Consider the following 20563-nt stretch of genomic DNA (forward strand, 5'->3'; position numbering starts at 1 on the left):
TGCGGTCGGACACCGTGCCTTCACCTGCCTTTCAGGACAATTCTGGGGGGTCCGGAGGCCGCCTCCCGGGCCGCGTGCGCGGCCCGGGAGGCGGGGCCGTTCCTACTTGGCGGAACCCATCAGCACGTAGTCGTACATGCCGAGGTAGGCCTGGGTGACCGTGACGTTCGTCGCGGACACCGGGCGGAGCAGCAGGTTCTTGCGGTAGATCAGCGGCACGGCGGTCGCGCCTTCGGCGACGGCCTTGTCGATGTCGCCCCACGCCTTGGCGCGGGCGACGTCATCGGTGTTGGCGATGCCGTCGTTGAGCATCTTGTTGATCTTCGGGTCGTTCAGTTCCTGGACGTTGTTACCACCGGACGGCTTGATGGCCGAGCCGTTGATGATCTGGTCCAGGAAGCCGAAGCCGGTCGGCCAGTCGGCACCCCAGGCGCTCATGATCATGCCGAGCTTGTTCGCGTGCACGTAGCTCGGGTTGCCCGCGAAGTTCTGGAAGTACTTGCCCGCCGGGAAGGTCTTGATCTCGGCGTTGACGCCGATCTTCTTCAGCGAGGCCTGCACCGCGGTGACCATGGCCATCTCGGCGGGGCGGTCGGAACGGGCCGAGATCTTGGTGTCGAAGCCGTTCGGCTTGCCACACTGCTTCAGCTCGTCCTTGGCCTTGGCCTCGTCGCCCTTGTGGCCGGCCGACTCGTACAGGTCGAACTTCGCGTAGCCGTTGACCGTCGGCGGCAGCAGCGTCGTCGCGACGTCACCCTTGGGGTCGCCACCCTGGGCGGCCTGGATCGACGCCTTGTCGATGCCCCACTGCACGGCCTTGCGGCAGTGGATGTTGTCGAACGGGGCGACGTTGACGTTCAGACCGACGTACGAGGTGGCACCCGCGTACGAGTTGTCGGTCTGCTTCTTCAGGTCGGCCTTGGTGAGGACCTTCGGCTGGGTCGCCGGGGCGACACCGGTGCCGGCACCGTCGACCGTGATGTTGTCGGAGAGCAGGTTGTTGTCGACCGTCTCCTGCTTGACCTTGAAGCGGACCGTCACCTTGTCCGGCAGGGCCGGGCGGATCGGGTCGGTCTTCGGGTCCCAGTTCGTGTTGCGGACCAGGGTCGCGCCGCGGCCCTCGTCGTACGACTCGAACTTGTACGGGCCCGAGGACACGATGTGCTTCACGTAGTCGGCGCCCTTGTCCTTCGCGGCCGGCACGGGGGCCGTCTGCGAGAACGTCGCCAGGTAGTCGAAGTCCGCGAAGGCGTCCTTCAGCTTGAAGACGATCGTGAGGTCGTCCGGCGTCTCGATGGACGCGATGCCGTTCGGGTTCTTGTCCTTGTACGGACCCTTGTACTTGTCGCCACCGAGGAGGTGGGCCTTGAAGTACGTCGGGCCGTTGGACAGGGCCTCCGGCGCGAAGTTGGAGCGCTCGACGGCGTACTTGACGTCCTTCGAGGTGATCGGGGTCCCGTCCTCGTACTTGAGACCCTTCTTCAGCGTGTACGTCCAGGTCTTCGCGTCCGGGCTCGACTTGCCGAGGCCCTCGGCGAGGTCCGGGACGACCTCCAGGCCGTCCTTGCCGGCGGCCGGCTTGAAGGACGTCAGGGTGCGGCCGTACAGGCGGGCGAAGTTCTGCACCCAGCCGTAGTACGTGTTGCCGGGGTCGAGCGAGTCGGGCTCGTCGGACATCTCCAGCTTGAGAGTCCCGCCCTTCTTGTCCGACTTGTTGACGATCGAGGTCAGCGCGGCGTCGGTGGCACCGGAACCGCCGTTGCCGCCCTTACCGCCGCCGTTGTCGTCCTTGGAGCCGTTGCACGCGGACGCTCCGAGCATCAGGACCACAGCTGTGGCGACCACCGCTGTCGTTTTTCTGGTCTTCACCTGAGGAAATCCCCCTCAATCGATGGTTGCCGTGGCTTGTCGCACGACGTTGTGACGAGCACCCGGGCACTACTTGCTACGAGGATCGAGCGCATCACGCAGCCCGTCTCCCAGCAGATTGAACGCCAGCACCGTGACGAAGATGGCCACGCCCGGCACGATCATGTACATCGGGTCGTTCTGGTAGAAGTCGATCGCGTTGGTGAGCATCCCGCCCCAGGAGGACTGCGGCGGCGCGATACCGACACCCAGATAGCTGAGACCCGCCTCGAAGAGGATGTTCGAGGGGATGAGCAGCGTCGAGTAGACCAGGATGGGCGCCACCAGGTTCGGCAGCAGCTCCCGGAAGAGGATGAAGGGTCCGCGGGCGCCCAACGACCGTGCCGCTTCGACGAATTCGCGATTGCGCAGGCTCATGGTCTGGGCGCGGACGATGCGGCCCATGTACGGCCAGCTGAAGAAGCCGATCACGAAGATCAGGACCGCGATCCGCAGCGGCAGCCCCTCCAGGCCGAACGCGCCGTCCTGCAGCGCCGCCGAGATGGAGATCGCGAAGAGCAGCAGCGGGAACGCCAGGAAGGTGTCCATCATGCGGCTGATGAAGGTGTCCACCCAGCCGCCGTAGAAGCCCGACACCACGCCCATGAAGACGCCGATCACCACGGAGAGCAGGGTGGCTCCGACCGCGACGACCAGGGACACCCAGGAGCCCTCGATGATGCGGGTCATGATGTCGCGGCCGTACTGCGGCTCGACGCCGAGCGGGTGGCTCCAGCTGATGCCGCCCCAGTCGCCCTTGGGCGCGAGCAGCGCGGGGTCGATGAGGTCCTGGTGGAACTCGTTGGGGTCCAGTCCGAAGACGGCCTGGATCGGCTTGGAGAGCACGGCGAGCAGGATCAACAGGATGACAACGATGCCGCCTGCCACTGCCACCTTGTCGCGCTTGAAGCGCGTCCAGGCGATCTGCCCGAGCGAACGGCCTTCGATCTGGCTCTGTTTGACTCCCGTGAGTACTGCCTCCGGCTGCGCCTCGGCAGCCGAACCGGTGGTCTCGATCGGTGCGGTCACAGTGCCTCTGACCCCTCCCGCCGGCGGTGGCCGGCCCTTACTCGCCGCGGTGACGGCCTGGCGCGTGTCAGCCGCGGTGCATGCTGCGGCTGATGTTTTCGGTGCGATGAATGCGTCTGTGAAATGACCGCCGGTGCAACCTCGTACAAGGGACCGACGATCCCCACTAGCCGGGAGTCTTCAACGCCGTTGCGATCACCCGCCAGACCTGACGGGGAATGTTTGCTCAAACGTGATGCGGTCAGTGAGCTTCCGTTATCCGGACAGCTTGATCGAGTGAGCGGACTACTCGGCCGCTAATCCACCAGAACGGACATGACACCCAACGCGCGTCATTGGGTGGCTATTTGGGTGACCGCGACGGATGTCTTGTCCGCCGGGGAGTCGTTTGTCCGGTACGCGGCCGGACCCCGGGAGGGCCTAGTAGGCGCGCGGGGCGGGGCCGGGGGGCTGGGGGTAGCCGTAACTGGGAGCGACGGCGGCACCACGGCCGGCCGGGGCGTGCGGCTCGCGGTCGTAGAACGGCCGGGAGTTGGCGCGCAGCCACATCGTGACCGGGTCGTACTCATCGGCCATCGCGACCGTGGAGACCGGGAGGCCCTCCGGGACCGCGCCGATGGACTGCTGCATCATCGCCCGCACGGCGTCGACGGAGGGGCCGCTCGTGTCGTACAGATCGAGACCGATGGCGAGGTACGGGACGCCGAGCGCGGGCTGGACCCAGGCGCGGCGCAGCGAGCGGATCGCGGGGGTGCGGTGGGCGTTCTGCGTGAGCTGGGCGTAGAACTGCGGGATCTCGATGGCGGGGTCGCTGATCCGCAGCGGACCGGCGGGCATCCGGTCCAGGCCGGTGGCGATCCGGCGCAGGTCCAGCCAGGGGATGCCCACGCCGCCGCCCTGGGCGTGCGGATTCAGCCAGATGCCCCAGCGGTCGGGGAACAGGGCGCGGGCGATGTCACGGCCGCCCACGACCTCGTGGTCCCGGTTCCAGCCGCTGGCGGAGAGCTCCTGGGCGGAGGTGACGCACGGGGCGTAGCCCAGGCCGTCGATCTCCATGTTGCCGTACTGGGCGTCGGGCGAGCCGGCCCGGCCGTGCCACAGCAGCATCCAGATCCGGTCGGCCGCCAGCGCCTGGAGGAGTGCCTCGTACGCGTCGTAGCGCCCGGGCGTCACCTGTCGCAGCATCTGCTCGACCTGCCCGGCCGCCGCGGTGCCTGACGCACTCACCTGGGTCCCGCCCCTCTTCGATCCAACGTGTCGGCCTGCCGTTCCCGGGGCTCTCGGGGCGGCGCGGTGCCGAGCACCAGCCATCAAACCAGCTTATGCGGCGGCCCTGACACCGACTTGACTCCGTGGGCCGCGGCCGTGGGTCCCCGGCGCCCGGCCGGTCGCCCCGGCGCTACTCGGCGGCGCGCTGGTAGAAGGGCCGCACCCGTGCGCGCATCCAGTCGGCGACGGGGTCCTGCGTGACGTCGAGCAGCACCAGGTTGACCGGCCACGGCACCTCGACGCGCCCCAGTGCCCGCCCCAGGGCGTCCATGGGGGCGTTGCGCCCGGCTCCGTCCCAGGTGGAGAACTCGACGCCGACGAAGAGGACGGGGTCGCCGCCCTCGATGCTGGCCAGGGCGCGCCGGGCACTGAGCACGACGCCGCTCTCCTCGAACTCCCCGGCCGCGGCGGAGAGGAAGTCGACGGGTTCCTGCTGCCAGTCCGGCTCGTACAGCCGGACGCGGCCGCCGCCGGCCGGTCCGTCCAGCAGGGTGCGGCCGGCCCGGCAGAGTTCGGCGACGGCGGGCGGCGGCAGCGGCACGCCGACCGCGCCGCCCGGATTCACCGCGATGCCGAGTTGCGGGGGCAGACCCCGGGCGAACTCGCGGGCGGGGGCCACGGTGAACGACATGTGCGCGCCGACACAGGCGAGGAACTGCTGTTCGGAGCTGAACACGGGGACGTACACAGCGCCCTCGACCTCCAGCGTCGGCAGATCCAGGTCGGTGGCGTCCGGCGAACCGCCGTTGGGCAGCGGCACCCAGAGGTGGCTGCGGCCGAGCACCTCCACCAGCCGGCCGCCCGCCTCGGGGCTGCCGAGTGATGCGCTCAGCACTTCTTCGAGCTCGTTGGCCGGCCATCCGCCCTGCGGATGGGTCCGGGCCGGTGCCGGAATGTCCACTGTCTCCCTCTCTCGCCCCAGGTCGTGCGGCAAGCCCTCACACCAGGTCTCGTGCAGCAAGAGGTTAACGCCGCTTCCCCGGTCGGCCGCCGGCCGCACGCGGACGTCCAGCCATCGGACAGCCCGCCCTCAGGCCTCACTCTGTGCGTCTGCGAACGTGATCCGCGTCAGCAGCCCCGCCGCCTGCCGGTCCAGCAGCACCGCCGAGGCGCACCCGAGCGGCAGCAGGCCCGACTCGGTGTCGCGCAGCAGCCGCCCCACGGCCCTGCGGTGCCGGGCGAACGCGTATCCGGACACTCCGCGCCCGCGCTCGCGCTGGCCCTTGCGCGCCGCCTGCGGGGTGACGTCGAGCAGCACGAGGTGCAGGGTGCGGCCGCGGCGCCGGGCGTCGCGGGCCAGCCAGCCGCGCACCCATGCCTGGGTGCCGCAGTCGTGGACGACGACGGAGGCGCCGGAGCGCAGCACGCGCCACAGCCCCCCGTAGTGGGCGACGCGGACGAGCGGGCGGTAGAAGGCGTACGGGAGTAAGCGGGGCAGCAGGGCCGCCCAGCGGTCCCTGGTGTCCTGGGAGTCGATGGCGTGCGCCGAGACGGCCCGGGCGATGAGGGTCGACTTGCCGCTGCCGGGCAGTCCGGAGACGACCACCACGTCGCCCGCCGCGAAGTGCAGGCTGCGCGGGCTGCGTCCGTCCCGCGCCCGCAGGTCCCGTACGACAGGGGCGTGCGGGCCGACCGTCTCCCTGGCCGGCGCCCCCGGCTGCGCGGGCAGTGCGCCGTGCGCGACCCCCGCGGTCGTCGCGTACCGCTGCAACGTCATCGCCCTCCCCCTGTCGGCTGACCCACACCTGCTCAAGAAGTGTAAAGAAAAGGTAATGCGGCACAACCTTCCGACCCGCCGGAACCCGTGGGAAACCGGCATCGGCACCGGCCCCCCACTCTCCCGCAATGCGTGCGATGATGACCCCCGTCAACTGCATAAAGGCCGCTCGAATCCGCGCGGGAGAGTCCCGGCCCCCGTGCCGGGCGCCGAAGGAGCAAGATCCTCCCTTGAATCTCTCAGGCCCCGTACCGCGTGGATGAGGCAGATCTGAAAAGCGAGCCGCCCTGCGGCTCCACCCAAGGTGCAAGCCGAACCCCTGCGGGGTCTCTCGGCGAACCTCTCAGGTTCCGATGACAGATGGGGAGGGATCGTCCTCGTCGTCATGCCCTGGGAGCCTTATCCATGAGCACCACCACCCCCCGCCTCACAGCCCTCGACGCCCTGCACCGTTCGCTGGGCGCGACCATGACCGACTTCGCCGGCTGGGACATGCCGCTGCGCTACGCAAGTGAGCGCGACGAGCACAACGCCGTCCGTACGAAGGCCGGGCTCTTCGACCTCTCGCACATGGGCGAGATCACCGTCACCGGTCCCCAGGCCTTGGCACTGCTGAACTTCGCGCTCGTCGGGAACATCGGCACCGTCTCCGTGGGCCGTGCCCGTTACACGATGATCTGCGCCGAGGACGGGGGCATCCTGGACGACCTGATCGTCTACCGGCTCGGCGAGACCGAGTACATGGTCGTCGCCAACGCCGGCAACGCGCAGATCGTGCTGGACGCGCTGACCGCCCGCGCCGAGGGCTTCGACGCCGAGGTCCGTGACGACCGCGACGCGTACGCGCTGCTCGCCGTCCAGGGCCCCGAGTCCCCCGCCATCCTGGGCGCCGTCACCGACGCCGACCTGGACGGCCTGAAGTACTACGCCGGCCTGCCCGGCACCGTCGCCGGGGTCCCCGCGCTCATCGCCCGTACCGGCTACACCGGCGAGGACGGCTTCGAGCTGTTCGTCGCGCCCGAGCACGCCGAGCAGCTGTGGAAGGCCCTCACCGAGGCCGGTGCTTCCCGCGGCCTGATCCCGTGCGGGCTCTCCTGCCGCGACACGCTGCGCCTGGAGGCGGGCATGCCGCTGTACGGGCACGAGCTGACGACGGCGCTGACGCCGTTCGACGCCGGTCTGGGCCGGGTCGTGAAGTTCGAGAAGGAGGGCGACTTCGTCGGCCGCAAGGCCCTGGAGGCCGCCGCCGAGCGTGCCGAGACCGCCCCGCCCCGCAAGCTCGTCGGCCTGGTGGCCGAGGGCCGCCGGGTGCCGCGCGCCGGCTTCCCGGTCGTCGCGGACGGCCAGGTCATCGGCGAGGTCACCTCGGGCGCGCCCTCGCCCACCCTCGGCAAGCCGATCGCCATGGCGTACGTCGACGCCGCCCACGCCACGCCCGGCACCACGGGCGTCGCCGTGGACATCCGGGGCAGCCACGAGCCGTACGAGGTCGTGGCCCTGCCGTTCTACAAGCGGCAGAAGTAGCACCGCAGGCGGATCCGGTACTGCGTACGTGACGCAGTCCTGTCTCACACCGTAAGACCACCGTTCATCAGCACTCCCCCGCGTACAGGAGAATTCAGGTCATGAGCAACCCCCAGCAGCTGCGGTACAGCAAGGAGCACGAGTGGCTGTCGGCCGTCGAGGACGGCGTGGCCACGATCGGTATCACGGAGCACGCGGCCAACGCGCTCGGTGACGTCGTCTACGTCCAGCTCCCCGCGGTCGGCGACACGGTGACCGCGGGCGAGACCTGCGGCGAGCTGGAGTCGACCAAGTCGGTCAGCGACCTGTACTCGCCGGTGACCGGCGAGGTCACGGCCGCGAACCAGGACGTCGTGGACGACCCGTCGCTGGTGAACTCCGCTCCGTTCGAGGGCGGCTGGCTGTTCAAGGTACGTATCGCGGAGGAGCCGAAGGACCTGCTCTCCGCCGACGAGTACACCGCGTTCTCCGGTAACTGAGACCCAAGGGACCACCTGATGTCGCTTCTCAACTCCTCCCTCCACGAGCTGGACCCGGACGTCGCCGCCGCTGTCGACGCCGAGCTCCACCGTCAGCAGTCCACCCTCGAGATGATCGCGTCGGAGAACTTCGCTCCCGTCGCGGTCATGGAGGCCCAGGGCTCCGTCCTGACCAACAAGTACGCCGAGGGCTACCCCGGCCGCCGCTACTACGGCGGCTGCGAGCACGTCGACGTGGTCGAGCAGATCGCGATCGACCGCATCAAGGCACTCTTCGGCGCCGAGGCGGCGAACGTGCAGCCGCACTCCGGTGCGCAGGCCAACGCCGCCGCGATGTTCGCGCTGCTGAAGCCGGGCGACACGATCATGGGCCTGAACCTGGCCCACGGCGGTCACCTGACCCACGGCATGAAGATCAACTTCTCCGGCAAGCTCTACAACGTGGTCCCGTACCACGTCGACGACACCGGCACCGTGGACATGGCCGAGGTCGAGCGCCTCGCCAAGGAGTCCAAGCCGCAGCTGATCGTGGCCGGCTGGTCCGCCTACCCCCGCCAGCTGGACTTCGCCGCCTTCCGCCGCATCGCGGACGAGGTCGGCGCGTACCTGATGGTCGACATGGCGCACTTCGCCGGTCTGGTCGCCGCGGGCCTGCACCCCAACCCGGTGCCGCACGCCCACGTCGTCACGACCACCACGCACAAGACCCTCGGCGGTCCGCGCGGCGGCGTGATCCTCTCCACCCAGGAGCTCGCCAAGAAGATCAACTCGGCGGTCTTCCCGGGTCAGCAGGGCGGCCCGCTGGAGCACGTGATCGCGGCCAAGGCGGTCTCGTTCAAGGTCGCGGCGACGGAGGAGTTCAAGGAGCGCCAGCAGCGCACCCTGGACGGCGCCCGCATCCTGGCCGAGCGCCTGGTGCAGGCGGACGTCACCGAGGTCGGCGTCTCCGTCCTGTCCGGCGGTACGGACGTGCACCTGGTCCTGGTGGACCTGCGCAACTCCGAGCTGGACGGTCAGCAGGCCGAGGACCGGCTCCACGAGCTGGGCATCACGGTCAACCGCAACGCCATCCCCAACGACCCGCGGCCGCCCATGGTCACCTCGGGTCTGCGGATCGGTACGCCGGCGCTCGCCACCCGCGGTTTCCAGGTGGAGGACTTCACCGAGGTCGCCGAGATCATCGCCTCCGCCCTCAAGCCGTCCTACGACGCGGACGACCTGAAGGCCCGCGTCGTCGCGCTCGCCGAGAAGTTCCCGCTTTACCCCGGTGTGAAGTAGTCGAACCGGCGCATTTGTACATACGGGCGGGGCACCACGCACACTGAACAGTGAGCGCGGTGCCCCATCCCTTGCCCCCGCTCCCTTGTCCTCGCTCTTCGGGCCCACCCCGCCCGTACCGCACCACCCGGCAGACAACGGCGTCTACCAACCCCTTAGGAGTCACCCCGTGGCCATCTCGGTCTTCGACCTGTTCTCGATCGGCATCGGCCCGTCCAGCTCCCATACGGTCGGCCCCATGCGCGCGGCCCGTATGTTCGCGCGCCGGCTGAAGAACGAGGGCCTGCTGGCCCACACCGCCTCGATACGCGCCGAACTCTTCGGCTCGCTCGGTGCCACCGGGCACGGCCACGGCACCCCCAAGGCCGTCCTGCTCGGCCTGGAGGGCGAGTCCCCCCGTACCGTCGACGTCGAAACGGCGGACGCCCGGGTCGACGCCATCCGCGCCACCGGCCGGATCAACCTCCTCGGCATGCACGAGATCGCCTTCGACTTCGACGAGCAGCTGATCCTGCACCGCCGCAAGGCGCTTCCGTACCACGCCAACGGCATGACGGTCTTCGCGTACGACCACGAGGGCGCCCCGCTCCTGGAGAAGACGTACTACTCGGTCGGCGGCGGCTTCGTCGTCGACGAGGACGCGGTGGGCGAGGACCGGATCGTCCTCGACGACACCGTCCTCAAGCACCCCTTCCGCACCGGCGACGAGCTGCTGCGCCTCGCCGGGGACACGGGCCTGTCGATCTCCTCCCTGATGCTGGAGAACGAGCGCGCCTGGCGCACCGAGGACGAGATCCGCTCCGGCCTGCTGGACATCTGGCGCGCCATGCAGGCGTGCGTCTCGCGCGGCATGTCCCGCGAGGGCATCCTCCCCGGCGGCCTCAAGGTCCGCCGCCGCGCGGCGAACACCGCCCGCCAGCTGCGCGCCGAGGGCGACCCGCAGACCCACGCGATGGAGTGGATCACCCTCTACGCGATGGCGGTCAACGAGGAGAACGCCGCGGGCGGCCGCGTCGTCACCGCCCCGACCAACGGGGCGGCCGGCATCATCCCGGCGGTGCTGCACTACTACATGAACTTCGCGGCCGGCGGCGCGACCGAGGCCGAGAAGGACGACAGCATCGTCCGCTTCCTCCTGGCGGCCGGCGCCATCGGCATGCTGTTCAAGGAGAACGCCTCCATCTCCGGCGCCGAGGTCGGCTGCCAGGGCGAGGTGGGCTCCGCCTGCTCCATGGCCGCCGGCGCGCTGGCCGAGGTCCTGGGCGGTACCCCGGAGCAGGTCGAGAACGCCGCCGAGATCGGCATGGAGCACAACCTGGGCCTGACCTGCGACCCGGTCGGCGGCCTCGTCCAGATCCCGTGCATCGAGCGCAACGGCATGGCGGCGGTGAAGGCCGTCACCGCGGCGAAGATGGCCCTGCGCGGCGACGGCAGCCACAAGGTCTCCCTCGACAAGGTCATCAAGACCATGAAGGAGACGGGTGCCGACATGAGCGTCAAGTACAAGGAGACCGCGCGGGGCGGGCTCGCGGTGAACATCATCGAGTGCTGAGCCTGTAGGCCCTGACCAGTGCTTTTGTGTCTCTCAGCGCTGCCAGGGCCTTCCCCGCACACGCGACGGAAAGTCCTGGTCGGCGGTCGGCCCGGCGAAGCCGCGCCGGCAGGGGTGGCGTCCGAACGCCACGACCTCCGCGGCCGTCAGCCCCTGGGGCGCGGGCCTCGACCGGGAGAACAGAGTGACCTCTCGGGCGCACTCACGGAGGTGGGCAGGGCAGCGTCACGCTCGGCCTGTCCCTCGGGGGCACCGAGCGTCACCCGGCCGCCGTTCAGCTGATGCAGTCGGGAGAGCGCGCGCGGCAGCGTGGACTTCCCGCTGCCGTTCGGCCCCACGAGGGCTGTCGCACGGCCGGGTTCCAGGGCGGCCGAGACGCCGTGGACGACCGGCTTGCCGCCGTAGCGCAGCACCAGGTCGTGTCCGTCGAGCGCGGCCACCGGAGCGGCGGGGCCGTCCGGGCGTCTTCCGGCACGCCGGAAAGGGCTGGCCGCGCCGACAATCAGGCGGTCCGGACACCCGATACGGAATGCATCACGGGACGATCGGGCCATGCGCCGAGTCTTTCCGCGTAGGCGTCGGCGCCCTGGCCGCCGACGAAGAGACCGAAACATTTCGAATGATTGACCGCAACTATCGGACGGACTAGCCTGCCGCGTGGTCCGGCGGGCGCATGGATGGGGATGCCATCCGCGTACGTGGACGCTTTGCGTGTCATCCCGTTTCCCCACCGCACAGAGGGAACACATCCATGAACCGAAGATCGTCGCTCATCAGCCTGATCACCGCAGGGGCGCTCCTCACCTCACTCGCCGCCGTCACGCCCGCGCTCGGTGCCGGAGAGACCGCCAGACCGGCGCGGACGGCTCACGCGCCCGGGCCCGAGGAACGCGACGCGCACTGGGTGGCCGCGTGGACATCGATGCCGCAGCTCACCGAGCCGTCCAACATGCCGCCGGCCCCGTTCACCCAGGAGGACTCGGTCCTCACGGACACGACGTTGCGGCAGACCGTCCACGTCTCGGCGGGCGGTGACCACATCCGGCTGCGGTTCTCCAACGCCTTCGGCGGTGCGGCGCTGCCCCTCACGAAGGTGTCCGTGGCGCTGCCGCTGGACGGGCGGGCCGGTACGGGAGCCATCCGGGAGGGGACCACGCGCCGGGTGACCTTCGGGGGCGCTTCCTCGGTGACCGTCCCGGCCGGGGCGCAAGCCGTCTCCGATCCGCTGGACTTCCGGCTCGCACCCGGCTCCAACCTGACGGCGACCGTCTACCTGGCCACCGGGCAGGCGTCCACGGCCATCACCTCCCACCCCGGTTCCCGTACGACCTCGTACCTCCGGGCGGGAGACCACGTCCAGGACCCGGATCTCCCCGGGGCGACCACCACCGACCACTGGTACTTCCTCAGCGGCGTCGAGGCCTGGTCCAGGAGCACCACCTCGGCGACCGCCGTGCTCGGCGACTCCCTGACCGACGGCCGGGGGTCCACCACCAACGGGAACGACCGCTGGCCGGACGTGCTGCAGGAGCGACTGGCCGCCGGCGCCGGTCCGGTGCGGACCTCGGTCGTCAATCAGGCGGCCGGCGGGAACCGCCTGCTCGACGACGGCCTGGGCCCGAACGGGCTGGCCCGGCTGGACCGGGACGTACTGGCCCAGAGCGGCGTCGACCGGCTGATCGTCTTCGAGGGCGTCAACGACATCGGGACGGCGGCCGCCACGCCCGCCGCGCAGAAGCGGACGGCGGACGACGTCATCGCCGCGTACGACCAGATCATCACCCGGGCCCACGCCCTGGGGATCCGGGTGTACGGAGCGACACTGACGCCCTTCGGCGGCAACACCGGGTACGACGACCCGGACGGCTTCCGCGAGGGCGCCCGGCAGTCCGTCAACACCTGGATCCGCACCAGCGGCCGTTTCGACGAGGTGATCGACTTCGACCGGGCCGCCCGCGATCCGCAGAGCCCCCGTGCGCTGCGTCCCTCGCTGGACGTCGGTGACCATCTCCATCTGAACCTGGCGGGCTACCGCGCCCTGGCCGGTGCCGTCCCGGACCGCCTGTTCCGGCAGTCCCCGCTTCCGGCGGGCTTCGGCTACAACTGACCGGCGCGCAAGGACGGCTCGCGCCCGCGCGAAGGGTGCGCGGGCCGTCCGTTTGCCGATACGGCAACAGAACTCGCACGCGGTCCTGCGGGCGTCAGATGCTCATGGCCCGGGCCGGGCGCCCGGTACGGACCCGCGCAGGCCGACAGCCGTGGAGGAAAACATGTCGCGACAGCCCCACTCCGCCCCCGACCCCACGCACCGTCTGGTGCCCTCACCGGCCGGCCGGATCCACCTGGTGGAGCAGGGCACGGGGCCCCTGGTGCTGCTGGTGCACGGGTTCCCCGAGTCCTGGTACTCCTGGCGCCACCAACTGCCTGCGCTGGCAGCCGCCGGATACCGGGCGGTCGCCGTGGACGTGCGCGGTTACGGTCGCTCCTCCCGGCCCGGGGACGTCGCCGCGTACCGCATGCTCGAACTGGTCGAGGACAACGTCTCCGTGGTGCACGCACTCGGCGAGCGGAGCGCGGTGGTGGTCGGCCACGACTGGGGGGCGACGATCGCGGCGAACTCCGCCCTCGTCAGGCCGGACGTCTTCAGGGCGGTCGGGCTGCTCAGCGTGCCGTACAGCCCGCGCGGTGGTCCGCGCCCCAGCGAGGTCTTCGCGGGGATGGGCGGGGACGAGGAGTTCTACGTCTCGCGGTTCCAGGAGCCCGGGCGGGCGGAGACCGAGATCGAACCGGACGTCCGCGGCTGGCTCGCCGGTTTCTACGCCGCGCTCTCCGCCGACACCATGCCCGCACCCGACGCGCCGGACCCGCACTTCGCCACCCGTGGCGGGACGCTCCGCGAACGGTTCCCCGCAGGCCGTCCCAGCTGGCTCGGGGAGGCCGAACTCGACTTCTACGCGGGTGAGTTCGAGCGTACGGGGCTGAGCGGCGCGCTCAATCGCTACCGGAACATGGACCGGGACTGGGAGGACCTCGCCGACTTCGACGGCGCACCCGTCAGCCAGCCCTCGCTCTTCCTCGGCGGCTCCCTGGACGCCTCCACCACCTGGCTGGCCGACGCCATCGCCGCGTATCCGACGACGCTGCCCGGCCTGGCCGCGTCGCACATCCTGGACGGCTGCGGCCACTGGATCCAGCAGGAGCGGCCCGACGAGGTCAACTCGATCCTGACGGACTGGCTCGACGCACTGCCGGGCTGAACCGGCCCCGGCCGGAGGCGAATCGGCCAGAAGTGTGGCCGCGGTCTCCCGCCCCGTCCCACCCAGGAGTGCCCCAACTGCTCATAACCGAGCAGTTGTTCATGGCGAACACACATTTTCAGTCACAAGCGGCTTCCCTCCTCCGCATACTGGGAGTTCACTGGTCGTGACGAGTGGTGACGCCATCGCCGTGCACGCCAGGCGGTGCGCTGCCCTGGGCCCTGCGGGGCCCCGCGTCGACAGCCCGGCCCTGCGGAGGAAAGAGGACAGCGATGACAGCCGCCCCTCCCGTGACGCTTTTTCGGCGGGATCCGGCCGTCCGGCCCGGCCACGACGCACGCGGAGTGCCACGGGTCGCCCGCTGCGACCGTCCACCCCGCCGGCCCTGATCCACTCCCGCGGCGCTCTCCGCCGCCGCCGGACCAGGGCCGTGCCGCCCGTGCACGACGCCGGTGCGGACAGTCGTCCCCCCATGACACGGCTTCGTCGAAGCGCCGATCGACGGACCCGCGTGCACCGACTGCCGCTCCGGCCTGTGCGTGCGCGGCTCTCCGCGCATCCCCCTTCCCTGTTCGTACCGTTCAGACGAGGTGCACCATGAGCAAGTTGGCGCTTCCCGAATTCCACATGCCGTTCGAAAGCGCGGGATGTCATCCGGGAGTCGAGCAGACCAAACAAGCCGCCTGGGAATGGGCGGCGGCCACTGATCTCGTCCTGTCACCGGTGGCCCGAAAGAAAATGATCCGGACCCGTCCCGAACTGTGGATATCGCTCATATTTCCCGAGGCTTCACAGAAACACCTCGACCTCTTCTGCCAGTGGCTGTTCTGGGCCTTCCTCGTCGACGACGAGTTCGACGACGGCCCGGCCGGCCGGGATCCGCAGGTGTGCGAGAGCGCGATCGCACGCCTCGTGGATGTGCTCGACGGCGCGCGGGCACCGGGCGGCCCCATGGAACGCGCCCTGGACGAACTGCTGGTCCGGACCTGTGAGGGCAGGCCGGCGCACTGGGTCCGGCAGTTCCGCCGTGACACGGCGGCCTGGCTGTGGACGTACTACGCGGAGGCCGTCGACCGGGCCGCCGGGCACGTTCCGAGCACGGCGGACTTCGTGAAGCACCGCCGCGATTCGGTGGCCATGCAGCCGTTTCTCGATCTGCACGAAATCACGGCGGACATCGACCTTCCGGAATCCGCTCGGAGCCTTCCCGCCTATATCGCCCTGCGCAATGCGGTGGCCGACCATTCGGGGCTCTGCAACGATATCTGCTCCTTCGAGAAGGAGGCCCTGCTCGGATACGAGCACAACACCGTCCGGCTCATCCAGCGGGACCGCGGCGGCACACTCCAGGAAGCCGTCGACGAGGCCGGGATTCTGCTGTCCCGCATCGCCGACCGGGTGCAGCGGGCGGAGAAGGAACTGGCCGAGGAGATGGAGGCGGCGGGAATCGAGGGGCCCCCGAGAGCCGCGCTGGAACGGTGCGTGAGGGACTACCGCGGTCTCGTCCGGGGCGACTTCGACTACCACGCACGCGCGGAGCGCTACACCCGCCCCGACCTCATGGAGATCGACGAACAGGGCTCCATGTCCCGCAACTTCGCCGCCTGACGGGACGCACGCCGTACAAGTGCCCACACGGGGCAGCGAGTTCAGGCCATTTGTTGTCGATACGACACGCGGCCTTCCGGTCGCTCCGCAGCGGCCGGAAAGCCGTGCCGCCCGAACCGGCCACCCCGAGGGGGCGTGACACGGCGAGCACGATGGAAGTGGACCTGCGGCGGACTGGTGCGGGCACACGGGACGGGGCCGCTGCCCCTGCCCCCTTCCCTGAACGACAACCACACCAATCGCCTGTTCCTGTCCATGGAAACAGCGGCCGTTCACCCGGAAGAAGGCATTGAGGAATGCGCGAACGTTTCTTCGTCGCCGCCTGCCGGACCTTCGGGTTAGGTTCACCGACTGTCACCTCACCGACCGTCCCCCCACCGACTGTCACGCGGGCCCCGGCACGTCCGCGGGGCCCGGCGCTGCGAGGAGAGGCACAGATGACCGAGACGCCGGCCCCCACGGCAACCCCCGTGACGGCCCTGCTGCCCGAGCCGTGCGGCCGGGTGTACCGCAGGGACGGACGCACGGTGGTGGCGCTGCGCGACGAGATCGACATCGCGACCGCCGCGCTCATCGCACCCGCCCTGGACGGCGCGACGTCGGACGGCTCACCCCAGCTGGTGGTCGACCTGACCGAGGTGAGCTTCCTCGACTGCTCGGGGCTGACGCTGCTGTGCCGGGCCCGCCGACGCGTGCTGGACCGCGAAGGGCGGTTCTGGCTCGTGTGCGGCTGCCCGCGGATCCTGCGCCTGCTGCGGGCCGGCCGGCTGCACGATGTGTTCGGCCCGGTGGCGACCCCGGACGAGGCCTTCCGCTCGGCGGACGCGGTTCCGACCCCGGACGAGGCCGTCCGCACGGCGGACCCGCTGGCCCCGGCCGTCTCCTGAACGCGCCCCGCCGTGCCGTCCCGCGGCCCCCCGGCCCGTCGGCCGGGGGTCCTGGGCGTCAGTTCTGCGCGGCCCAGAACTCGTCGAACGTGAGGAGCCCGTCCCCGTTCGCGTCGTGGGAGTTGATCACGGCCTGTGCGACCGTCTCGGTGACGTAGGGGTCACCCAGCTGAGCCATGACGCTCTTGTACTCGACAGCCGAGATCAGCCCGTCGCCGTTCAGGTCGTACCGCTCGAATGCCTTGCGCGCCGACTCGATGTCCGCCACTTTTCCGCCCCTTCGTATGACTGTCTGACGGAGGTCAGATTAACGGGCGCGACGGATGGCCCCGGCGGCGGCCGGTCGTCGATCATGGGTGGGCCGTCCACCGCCCGGTGGCCGGTGGCCCGAGCGGGAGCGCGGAACGCGATGAGTGAGGCACTGGCACAGATCCTGGACGCCGCGGCGCACGGGCGGTTCCCCCCGCCGGACGGGTCGACGACCGTGGTGGGGCAGCCGAACGCACGGGACGCCGGGGTGCTGGCGTTCACCGCGCACTCGGTGGTCTTCACCGACGAGGACCCGGCATGGGTGCGTGACACGCTGGCCGCCGCCCCCGGGGACGCGCTCGCCGCGACGATGAATCCGCACTTCCTGGGCGCCCTGCTGGCCCGGACCGGCCGGCACATGAACACCATCGACCTCCTCACGGTCGCCCCCGCCCTGCCGGGCACCCCGGAACTGGACCTGCGGGAGCTCCGCGACCCGGAACACCCCCGGGTGGCGCGGGCGATGAAGTTCCGTGACGAGGTGCGGGTCTGGGGGACCGAGGGCGGGGTGCTGATCCTCGGCCGCGGGGTCGCGGGCCGTTGGGAGACGGCGATCGAGGTGGCCGAGGAGGCGCGCGGACATCGGCTCGGCGAGCGGTTGGCGCGAGCGGCCCGGCAGTTGGTGCCGGGCACGGTCGTGTGGGCCCAGCAGTCGCCGGGGAACGCCCGCAGCGTGCGGACGTTCCAGGCGGCGGGCTACCGGCCGGTGGGCTCGGAGGCCCTGCTGGTCGCGGGCTGAGCCACCGGGAGCGGCCTCAGCGGAAGACGCCGGTGTGGCCGAGCGAGTAGCGGCCGGGCTGCGGGTAGACGGCGAGGCCGTGCGGGCCGCTGCCCACCGGGATCCGGGCCAGCTGCTTGCCGGTGGTGGTGTCGATCGCGTACACCTCGGCGTCGTAACGCCCGGACAGCCACAGGACCTTGCCGTCCGCCGAGACCCCGCCCATGTCCGGGCTCCCGCCGTTCGGCAGGTGCCACTTCTTCGCCAGCTTCTTCTTCGCGAAGTCGAACACGGAGACCGAGCCCTCGCCGCGGTTGGAGATGTACATCTCCTTGGCGTCCCGGCTGACGTAGAGCCCGTGGCAGCCCTTGCCGGTGGGCAGCAGCTCGGGGGTGGTGAACTTCTTCCCGTCCAGCACCCACACACCGTTGGCGATCATGTCGGCGATGTAGAAGGTGCTGCCGTCGGGGGACAGCTTGACGTCCTGCGGCATCGCGCCCTCGAACGGCAGCTTCTGTTGCCCCACGACCTCCATCTTCGCCGTGTCGACCTTGAGGAGTTCGCCGGAGAACTCGCAGGAGACGATGAAGTACCGGCCGTCCGCGGAGAAGTCGGCGTGATTGACACCCGCGCAGCTCACCGGGACGGTCTTGGCCGTCTTCATGGTGTGGGCGTCCCGGAAGACGAGCTCACGGTCCATGGAGGCCATCACGATGGCGTACGTGCCGTCCGGTGTGAAGTAGAGGTTGTACGGGTCGGAGACGTCGACCGTCTTTCCCGCCTTCCCGGTCGCCGGGTCGATGGCGGTGAGGCTGTCACCGATGTCGTTGTTGACCCAGAGCGTCTTCAGGTCCCAGGACGGGACGACGTGCTGCGGCTGGTGGCCGACCGGGATCGTCTCGATCACCTTGTACGTGGCGGGGTCGATGACCGACACGGTATTGGAGTTGGTGTTGGGCACGTACACCCGGGACGGGAAGTCCTTGACGACCGGCGACAGCTTTCCCGGGGCGTCGGCCGCGTACACGTTCTTGGCATCGAGCACCGGCGGCATCCCGGGCAGTCCCGGGGGCGCGGGCGGGGTGACGCGCTCGGGCCTGCCGGGCGGGGCGGCGGCGTCGGTGGGTGCGTCGGACGACGCCTTGTCCGCGGGAGTGCCGCAGGCGGTGAGCACGGCGAGCAGGACGCCCCCGAGCAGGGCCGCGGCGCGTGGGGTGGAGGGAGGCATCAGGTCAGCAGCTCCGTGGTCGTCACCGCGCGCAGTCGGCGGCGGTCGAGTTCGGTGAGGAGGAGGGGCAGCGCGGCGACCGTGTCCGCATAGCCGAAGTGCATGCTCACCACTGATCCGTTACGGATCTCGCCGGCCACCTTGCGCGTGACGGCCGCGGCACCGGGCGAGGTGAAGTCGAGGGAGTCCACGTCGTACGAGAGGACGTGCGGGTACCCGGCCCGGACGGCGAGCCGCTGGACGAGAGGGGTGGCGTACCGGGTGCGCGAGGGCCGGAACCAGGTGCCGATGGAGCCGGTGAGGCGGCGCAGCCGCCGGGCGCACTCGGTGATCTCCGCGTACGCCCGCGTCTCGTCCATCGTGGAGATGTCGACGTGGTGCTGGGTGTGGTTGCCGAGGTCGTGACCGCCGTCGAGGATGCGGCGGGCCATCTCGGGGTGCTCGTCCAGCCAGCTGCCCACCGCGAGGACGGTGACCCTCGCCCCGGCGCGTTCGGCCTCTCCCAGGACGGTCCGGGCGACGGCGGGATCGCCCTGGCCGTGGAAGGTGAGCGCGACGCGGGCCCGGTCGCGGGGGCCGTGGTCGATCTGCGCGGGCTGCCCGGGGATGCGGTGCGGGGCGGGCGCGGGGGCGTGCGCGCCGGTGGTGGCGGCGAGCCTCTCCGGGGCCGGGCGGGTGGAGGGCTTCGCCGGCGTACCGGGGGTGTCCGGGTCCGCGCACCCGGCGGCGAGGGCGGCCGCCAGGGCAGCCCCGGCTCCTGCGCGCAGGGCGCTGCGGCGGTGCACCGGTCTGTCGGGGGCGTTCATGCGCAGAACACTAAGTGCGTGATGTCCGGAAAATAACAATTGACCCATGATGGCGATCGAAGGTCACACGGATGCGCACGTCCACCCCTTGGATGATCAATGAATCACTCAGGGAATCCGCTATACATTCTCCGTTTGCCAGGCGAGTGACCCATCACACCTGTGATTCATCGAAGAATTATCCACTCATGGGCAAGAATCATCCGATTTGCGGCTTTGGCTAGGGACTCGTCCGTCTGTCATAGTCGGTGACACGACCCCCATCGACCCGGGCCAGGTCGTCTTAAGCGGCCGTGAACACACCCCCCATTTCACGGCCCCACACACAGAAGCCCCCGAAAGCGCCGCACCACGGCCGGTCCGGGGGCTTCTGTGCGTCCGCGCACAGGGGGGTCCACACCTCGGCCGGTCAGCGGTCCGAGGTACGCATCTCGAACCAGGTGGTCTTGCCGCGCGGCAGCAGGTCGACGCCCCAGCGGTCGGAGAGCTTGTCGACCAGGAAGAGCCCGCGGCCGCTGACGTCCATCTCCTGGACGGGCATCAGACACGGCAGCCCGCGCGAGGGGTCGCGCACCTCGATCCTGATCCAGCCGCGACGGCGCATCATCCGTAACCCGAAGACCCTCGCACCGGTGTGACGCACAGCGTTCCCGACGAGTTCGGACACGAGCAGCACGGCGTGCTCGGCGGTCTGCGGGGAGAGTGCCCACTGGTGCAGCACGACACAGGAGGTGATCCTGCGGGCGGTGGCGGCGGACTCCGGGCGGGAGGGCAGCCGGACTTCGTCCTCCGTCGGATTCCCGAACAACTCCAGCGCCTTGAACGCCTGTTCGTCCTCGACGGCCGGCATCCTCCGTGCCGCTGTCGCGCTGCTGCGCTGTCGCGGCTGCTCCACACCCTCCAGGCCCGCCATGGACACCATCATGGCCGCACAGCGGGCGCTCCGTGACCGTTCCGCGGGAATCCCTGACCCGGAATCAGGCCTTCCGTAGCG

The 20563-nt window shown here is 70.2% G+C and carries 18 protein-coding genes, 1 pseudogene and 1 riboswitch; of the genes and pseudogenes, 9 read left to right on the plus strand and 10 right to left on the minus strand.

What is annotated here, in order from left to right; genetic code table 11:
- Window positions 1-102: 102 nt before the first annotated feature.
- From ACFYPA_RS08850 to ACFYPA_RS08870, 5 genes are all read right to left on the minus strand, one after another.
- Entirely contained in the window at window positions 103-1821 is a 1719-nt protein-coding gene (locus tag ACFYPA_RS08850) for an ABC transporter substrate-binding protein (protein WP_389131059.1), read from the minus strand.
- 117 nt (window positions 1822-1938) lie between these two features.
- Window positions 1939-2937: an ABC transporter permease gene (locus ACFYPA_RS08855; RefSeq protein WP_359314104.1), complete on the minus strand. Its 999-nt coding sequence runs from the start codon at window positions 2935-2937 to the stop codon at window positions 1939-1941.
- A 420-nt stretch (window positions 2938-3357) separates the two neighbouring features.
- Window positions 3358-4164, minus strand: a complete 807-nt coding sequence (locus ACFYPA_RS08860) for an enhanced serine sensitivity protein SseB C-terminal domain-containing protein (RefSeq protein WP_359314107.1) — start codon at window positions 4162-4164, stop codon at window positions 3358-3360.
- 172 nt (window positions 4165-4336) lie between these two features.
- The gene (locus ACFYPA_RS08865; protein ID WP_359077344.1) at window positions 4337-5107 is read right to left on the minus strand and encodes an enhanced serine sensitivity protein SseB; all 771 of its coding nucleotides are present in this window, start codon (window positions 5105-5107) and stop codon (window positions 4337-4339) included.
- A gap of 129 nt (window positions 5108-5236) precedes the next feature.
- The gene (locus tag ACFYPA_RS08870; RefSeq protein ID WP_389130689.1) at window positions 5237-5923 is read right to left on the minus strand and encodes an AAA family ATPase; all 687 of its coding nucleotides are present in this window, start codon (window positions 5921-5923) and stop codon (window positions 5237-5239) included.
- Window positions 5924-6093: 170 nt separating this feature from the next.
- Window positions 6094-6187: riboswitch (glycine riboswitch) on the plus strand.
- 141 nt (window positions 6188-6328) lie between these two features.
- Here ACFYPA_RS08870 and gcvT point away from each other — a divergent pair.
- The 4 genes from gcvT to ACFYPA_RS08890 all read left to right on the plus strand — a co-directional run bounded on the left by gcvT (window position 6329) and on the right by ACFYPA_RS08890 (window position 10756).
- Window positions 6329-7447 (plus strand): glycine cleavage system aminomethyltransferase GcvT, encoded by a 1119-nt coding sequence (gene gcvT, locus ACFYPA_RS08875; protein ID WP_359077341.1) that lies wholly within the window; start codon window positions 6329-6331, stop codon window positions 7445-7447.
- A gap of 101 nt (window positions 7448-7548) precedes the next feature.
- Window positions 7549-7926: a glycine cleavage system protein GcvH gene (gene gcvH / locus ACFYPA_RS08880; RefSeq protein ID WP_359077339.1), complete on the plus strand. Its 378-nt coding sequence runs from the start codon at window positions 7549-7551 to the stop codon at window positions 7924-7926.
- 18 nt (window positions 7927-7944) lie between these two features.
- Complete coding sequence (gene glyA, locus ACFYPA_RS08885) at window positions 7945-9204, plus strand: serine hydroxymethyltransferase (protein ID WP_359077337.1); 1260 nt, start codon at window positions 7945-7947, stop codon at window positions 9202-9204.
- Window positions 9205-9373: 169 nt separating this feature from the next.
- Complete coding sequence (locus tag ACFYPA_RS08890; protein WP_359314114.1) at window positions 9374-10756, plus strand: L-serine ammonia-lyase; 1383 nt, start codon at window positions 9374-9376, stop codon at window positions 10754-10756.
- Between the two features lie 78 nt (window positions 10757-10834).
- Here ACFYPA_RS08890 and ACFYPA_RS08895 read toward each other — a convergent pair.
- Window positions 10835-11169: pseudogene (locus ACFYPA_RS08895) on the minus strand (ATP-binding cassette domain-containing protein); the annotation flags it as partial.
- 338 nt (window positions 11170-11507) lie between these two features.
- On the opposite strand from ACFYPA_RS08895, the gene ACFYPA_RS08900 reads away from it, so the two are divergent.
- From ACFYPA_RS08900 to ACFYPA_RS08915, 4 genes are all read left to right on the plus strand, one after another.
- On the plus strand, window positions 11508-12863 hold the full coding sequence (locus ACFYPA_RS08900; protein ID WP_389130693.1) for an SGNH/GDSL hydrolase family protein: 1356 nt from the start codon (window positions 11508-11510) through the stop codon (window positions 12861-12863).
- Window positions 12864-13026: 163 nt separating this feature from the next.
- The gene (locus tag ACFYPA_RS08905; RefSeq protein ID WP_389130696.1) at window positions 13027-14013 is read left to right on the plus strand and encodes an alpha/beta fold hydrolase; all 987 of its coding nucleotides are present in this window, start codon (window positions 13027-13029) and stop codon (window positions 14011-14013) included.
- Window positions 14014-14640: 627 nt separating this feature from the next.
- Window positions 14641-15621: a terpene synthase family protein gene (locus ACFYPA_RS08910; RefSeq protein WP_389131062.1), complete on the plus strand. Its 981-nt coding sequence runs from the start codon at window positions 14641-14643 to the stop codon at window positions 15619-15621.
- 437 nt (window positions 15622-16058) lie between these two features.
- Window positions 16059-16508 carry an STAS domain-containing protein gene (locus ACFYPA_RS08915; protein WP_359077331.1) on the plus strand — a complete coding sequence of 150 codons (450 nt, stop codon included), beginning with the start codon at window positions 16059-16061 and terminating at the stop codon, window positions 16506-16508.
- Between the two features lie 58 nt (window positions 16509-16566).
- Here the strand turns inward: ACFYPA_RS08915 and ACFYPA_RS08920 are convergent, their stop codons facing one another.
- The gene (locus ACFYPA_RS08920; RefSeq protein ID WP_219574369.1) at window positions 16567-16776 is read right to left on the minus strand and encodes an EF-hand domain-containing protein; all 210 of its coding nucleotides are present in this window, start codon (window positions 16774-16776) and stop codon (window positions 16567-16569) included.
- 141 nt (window positions 16777-16917) lie between these two features.
- On the opposite strand from ACFYPA_RS08920, the gene ACFYPA_RS08925 reads away from it, so the two are divergent.
- Complete coding sequence (locus tag ACFYPA_RS08925) at window positions 16918-17556, plus strand: GNAT family N-acetyltransferase (protein WP_359077329.1); 639 nt, start codon at window positions 16918-16920, stop codon at window positions 17554-17556.
- A gap of 16 nt (window positions 17557-17572) precedes the next feature.
- Here ACFYPA_RS08925 and ACFYPA_RS08930 read toward each other — a convergent pair whose 3' ends face one another.
- The 3 genes from ACFYPA_RS08930 to ACFYPA_RS08940 form a co-directional block, all read right to left on the minus strand.
- A complete protein-coding gene (locus ACFYPA_RS08930) occupies window positions 17573-18763 on the minus strand; it encodes a hypothetical protein (RefSeq protein ID WP_389130700.1) in 1191 nt (396 codons plus the stop codon).
- On the minus strand, window positions 18763-19569 hold the full coding sequence (locus ACFYPA_RS08935) for a polysaccharide deacetylase family protein (RefSeq protein WP_359314123.1): 807 nt from the start codon (window positions 19567-19569) through the stop codon (window positions 18763-18765). The genes ACFYPA_RS08930 and ACFYPA_RS08935 overlap by 1 nt, the downstream gene beginning before the upstream one ends.
- A 409-nt stretch (window positions 19570-19978) precedes the next feature.
- A complete protein-coding gene (locus ACFYPA_RS08940; protein WP_359077323.1) occupies window positions 19979-20494 on the minus strand; it encodes an ATP-binding protein in 516 nt (171 codons plus the stop codon).
- Between the last annotated feature and the right edge of the window lie 69 nt (window positions 20495-20563).

The organism is Streptomyces sp. NPDC005775, from assembly GCF_042871565.1.
In the GTDB taxonomy this organism is placed as follows: domain Bacteria; phylum Actinomycetota; class Actinomycetes; order Streptomycetales; family Streptomycetaceae; genus Streptomyces.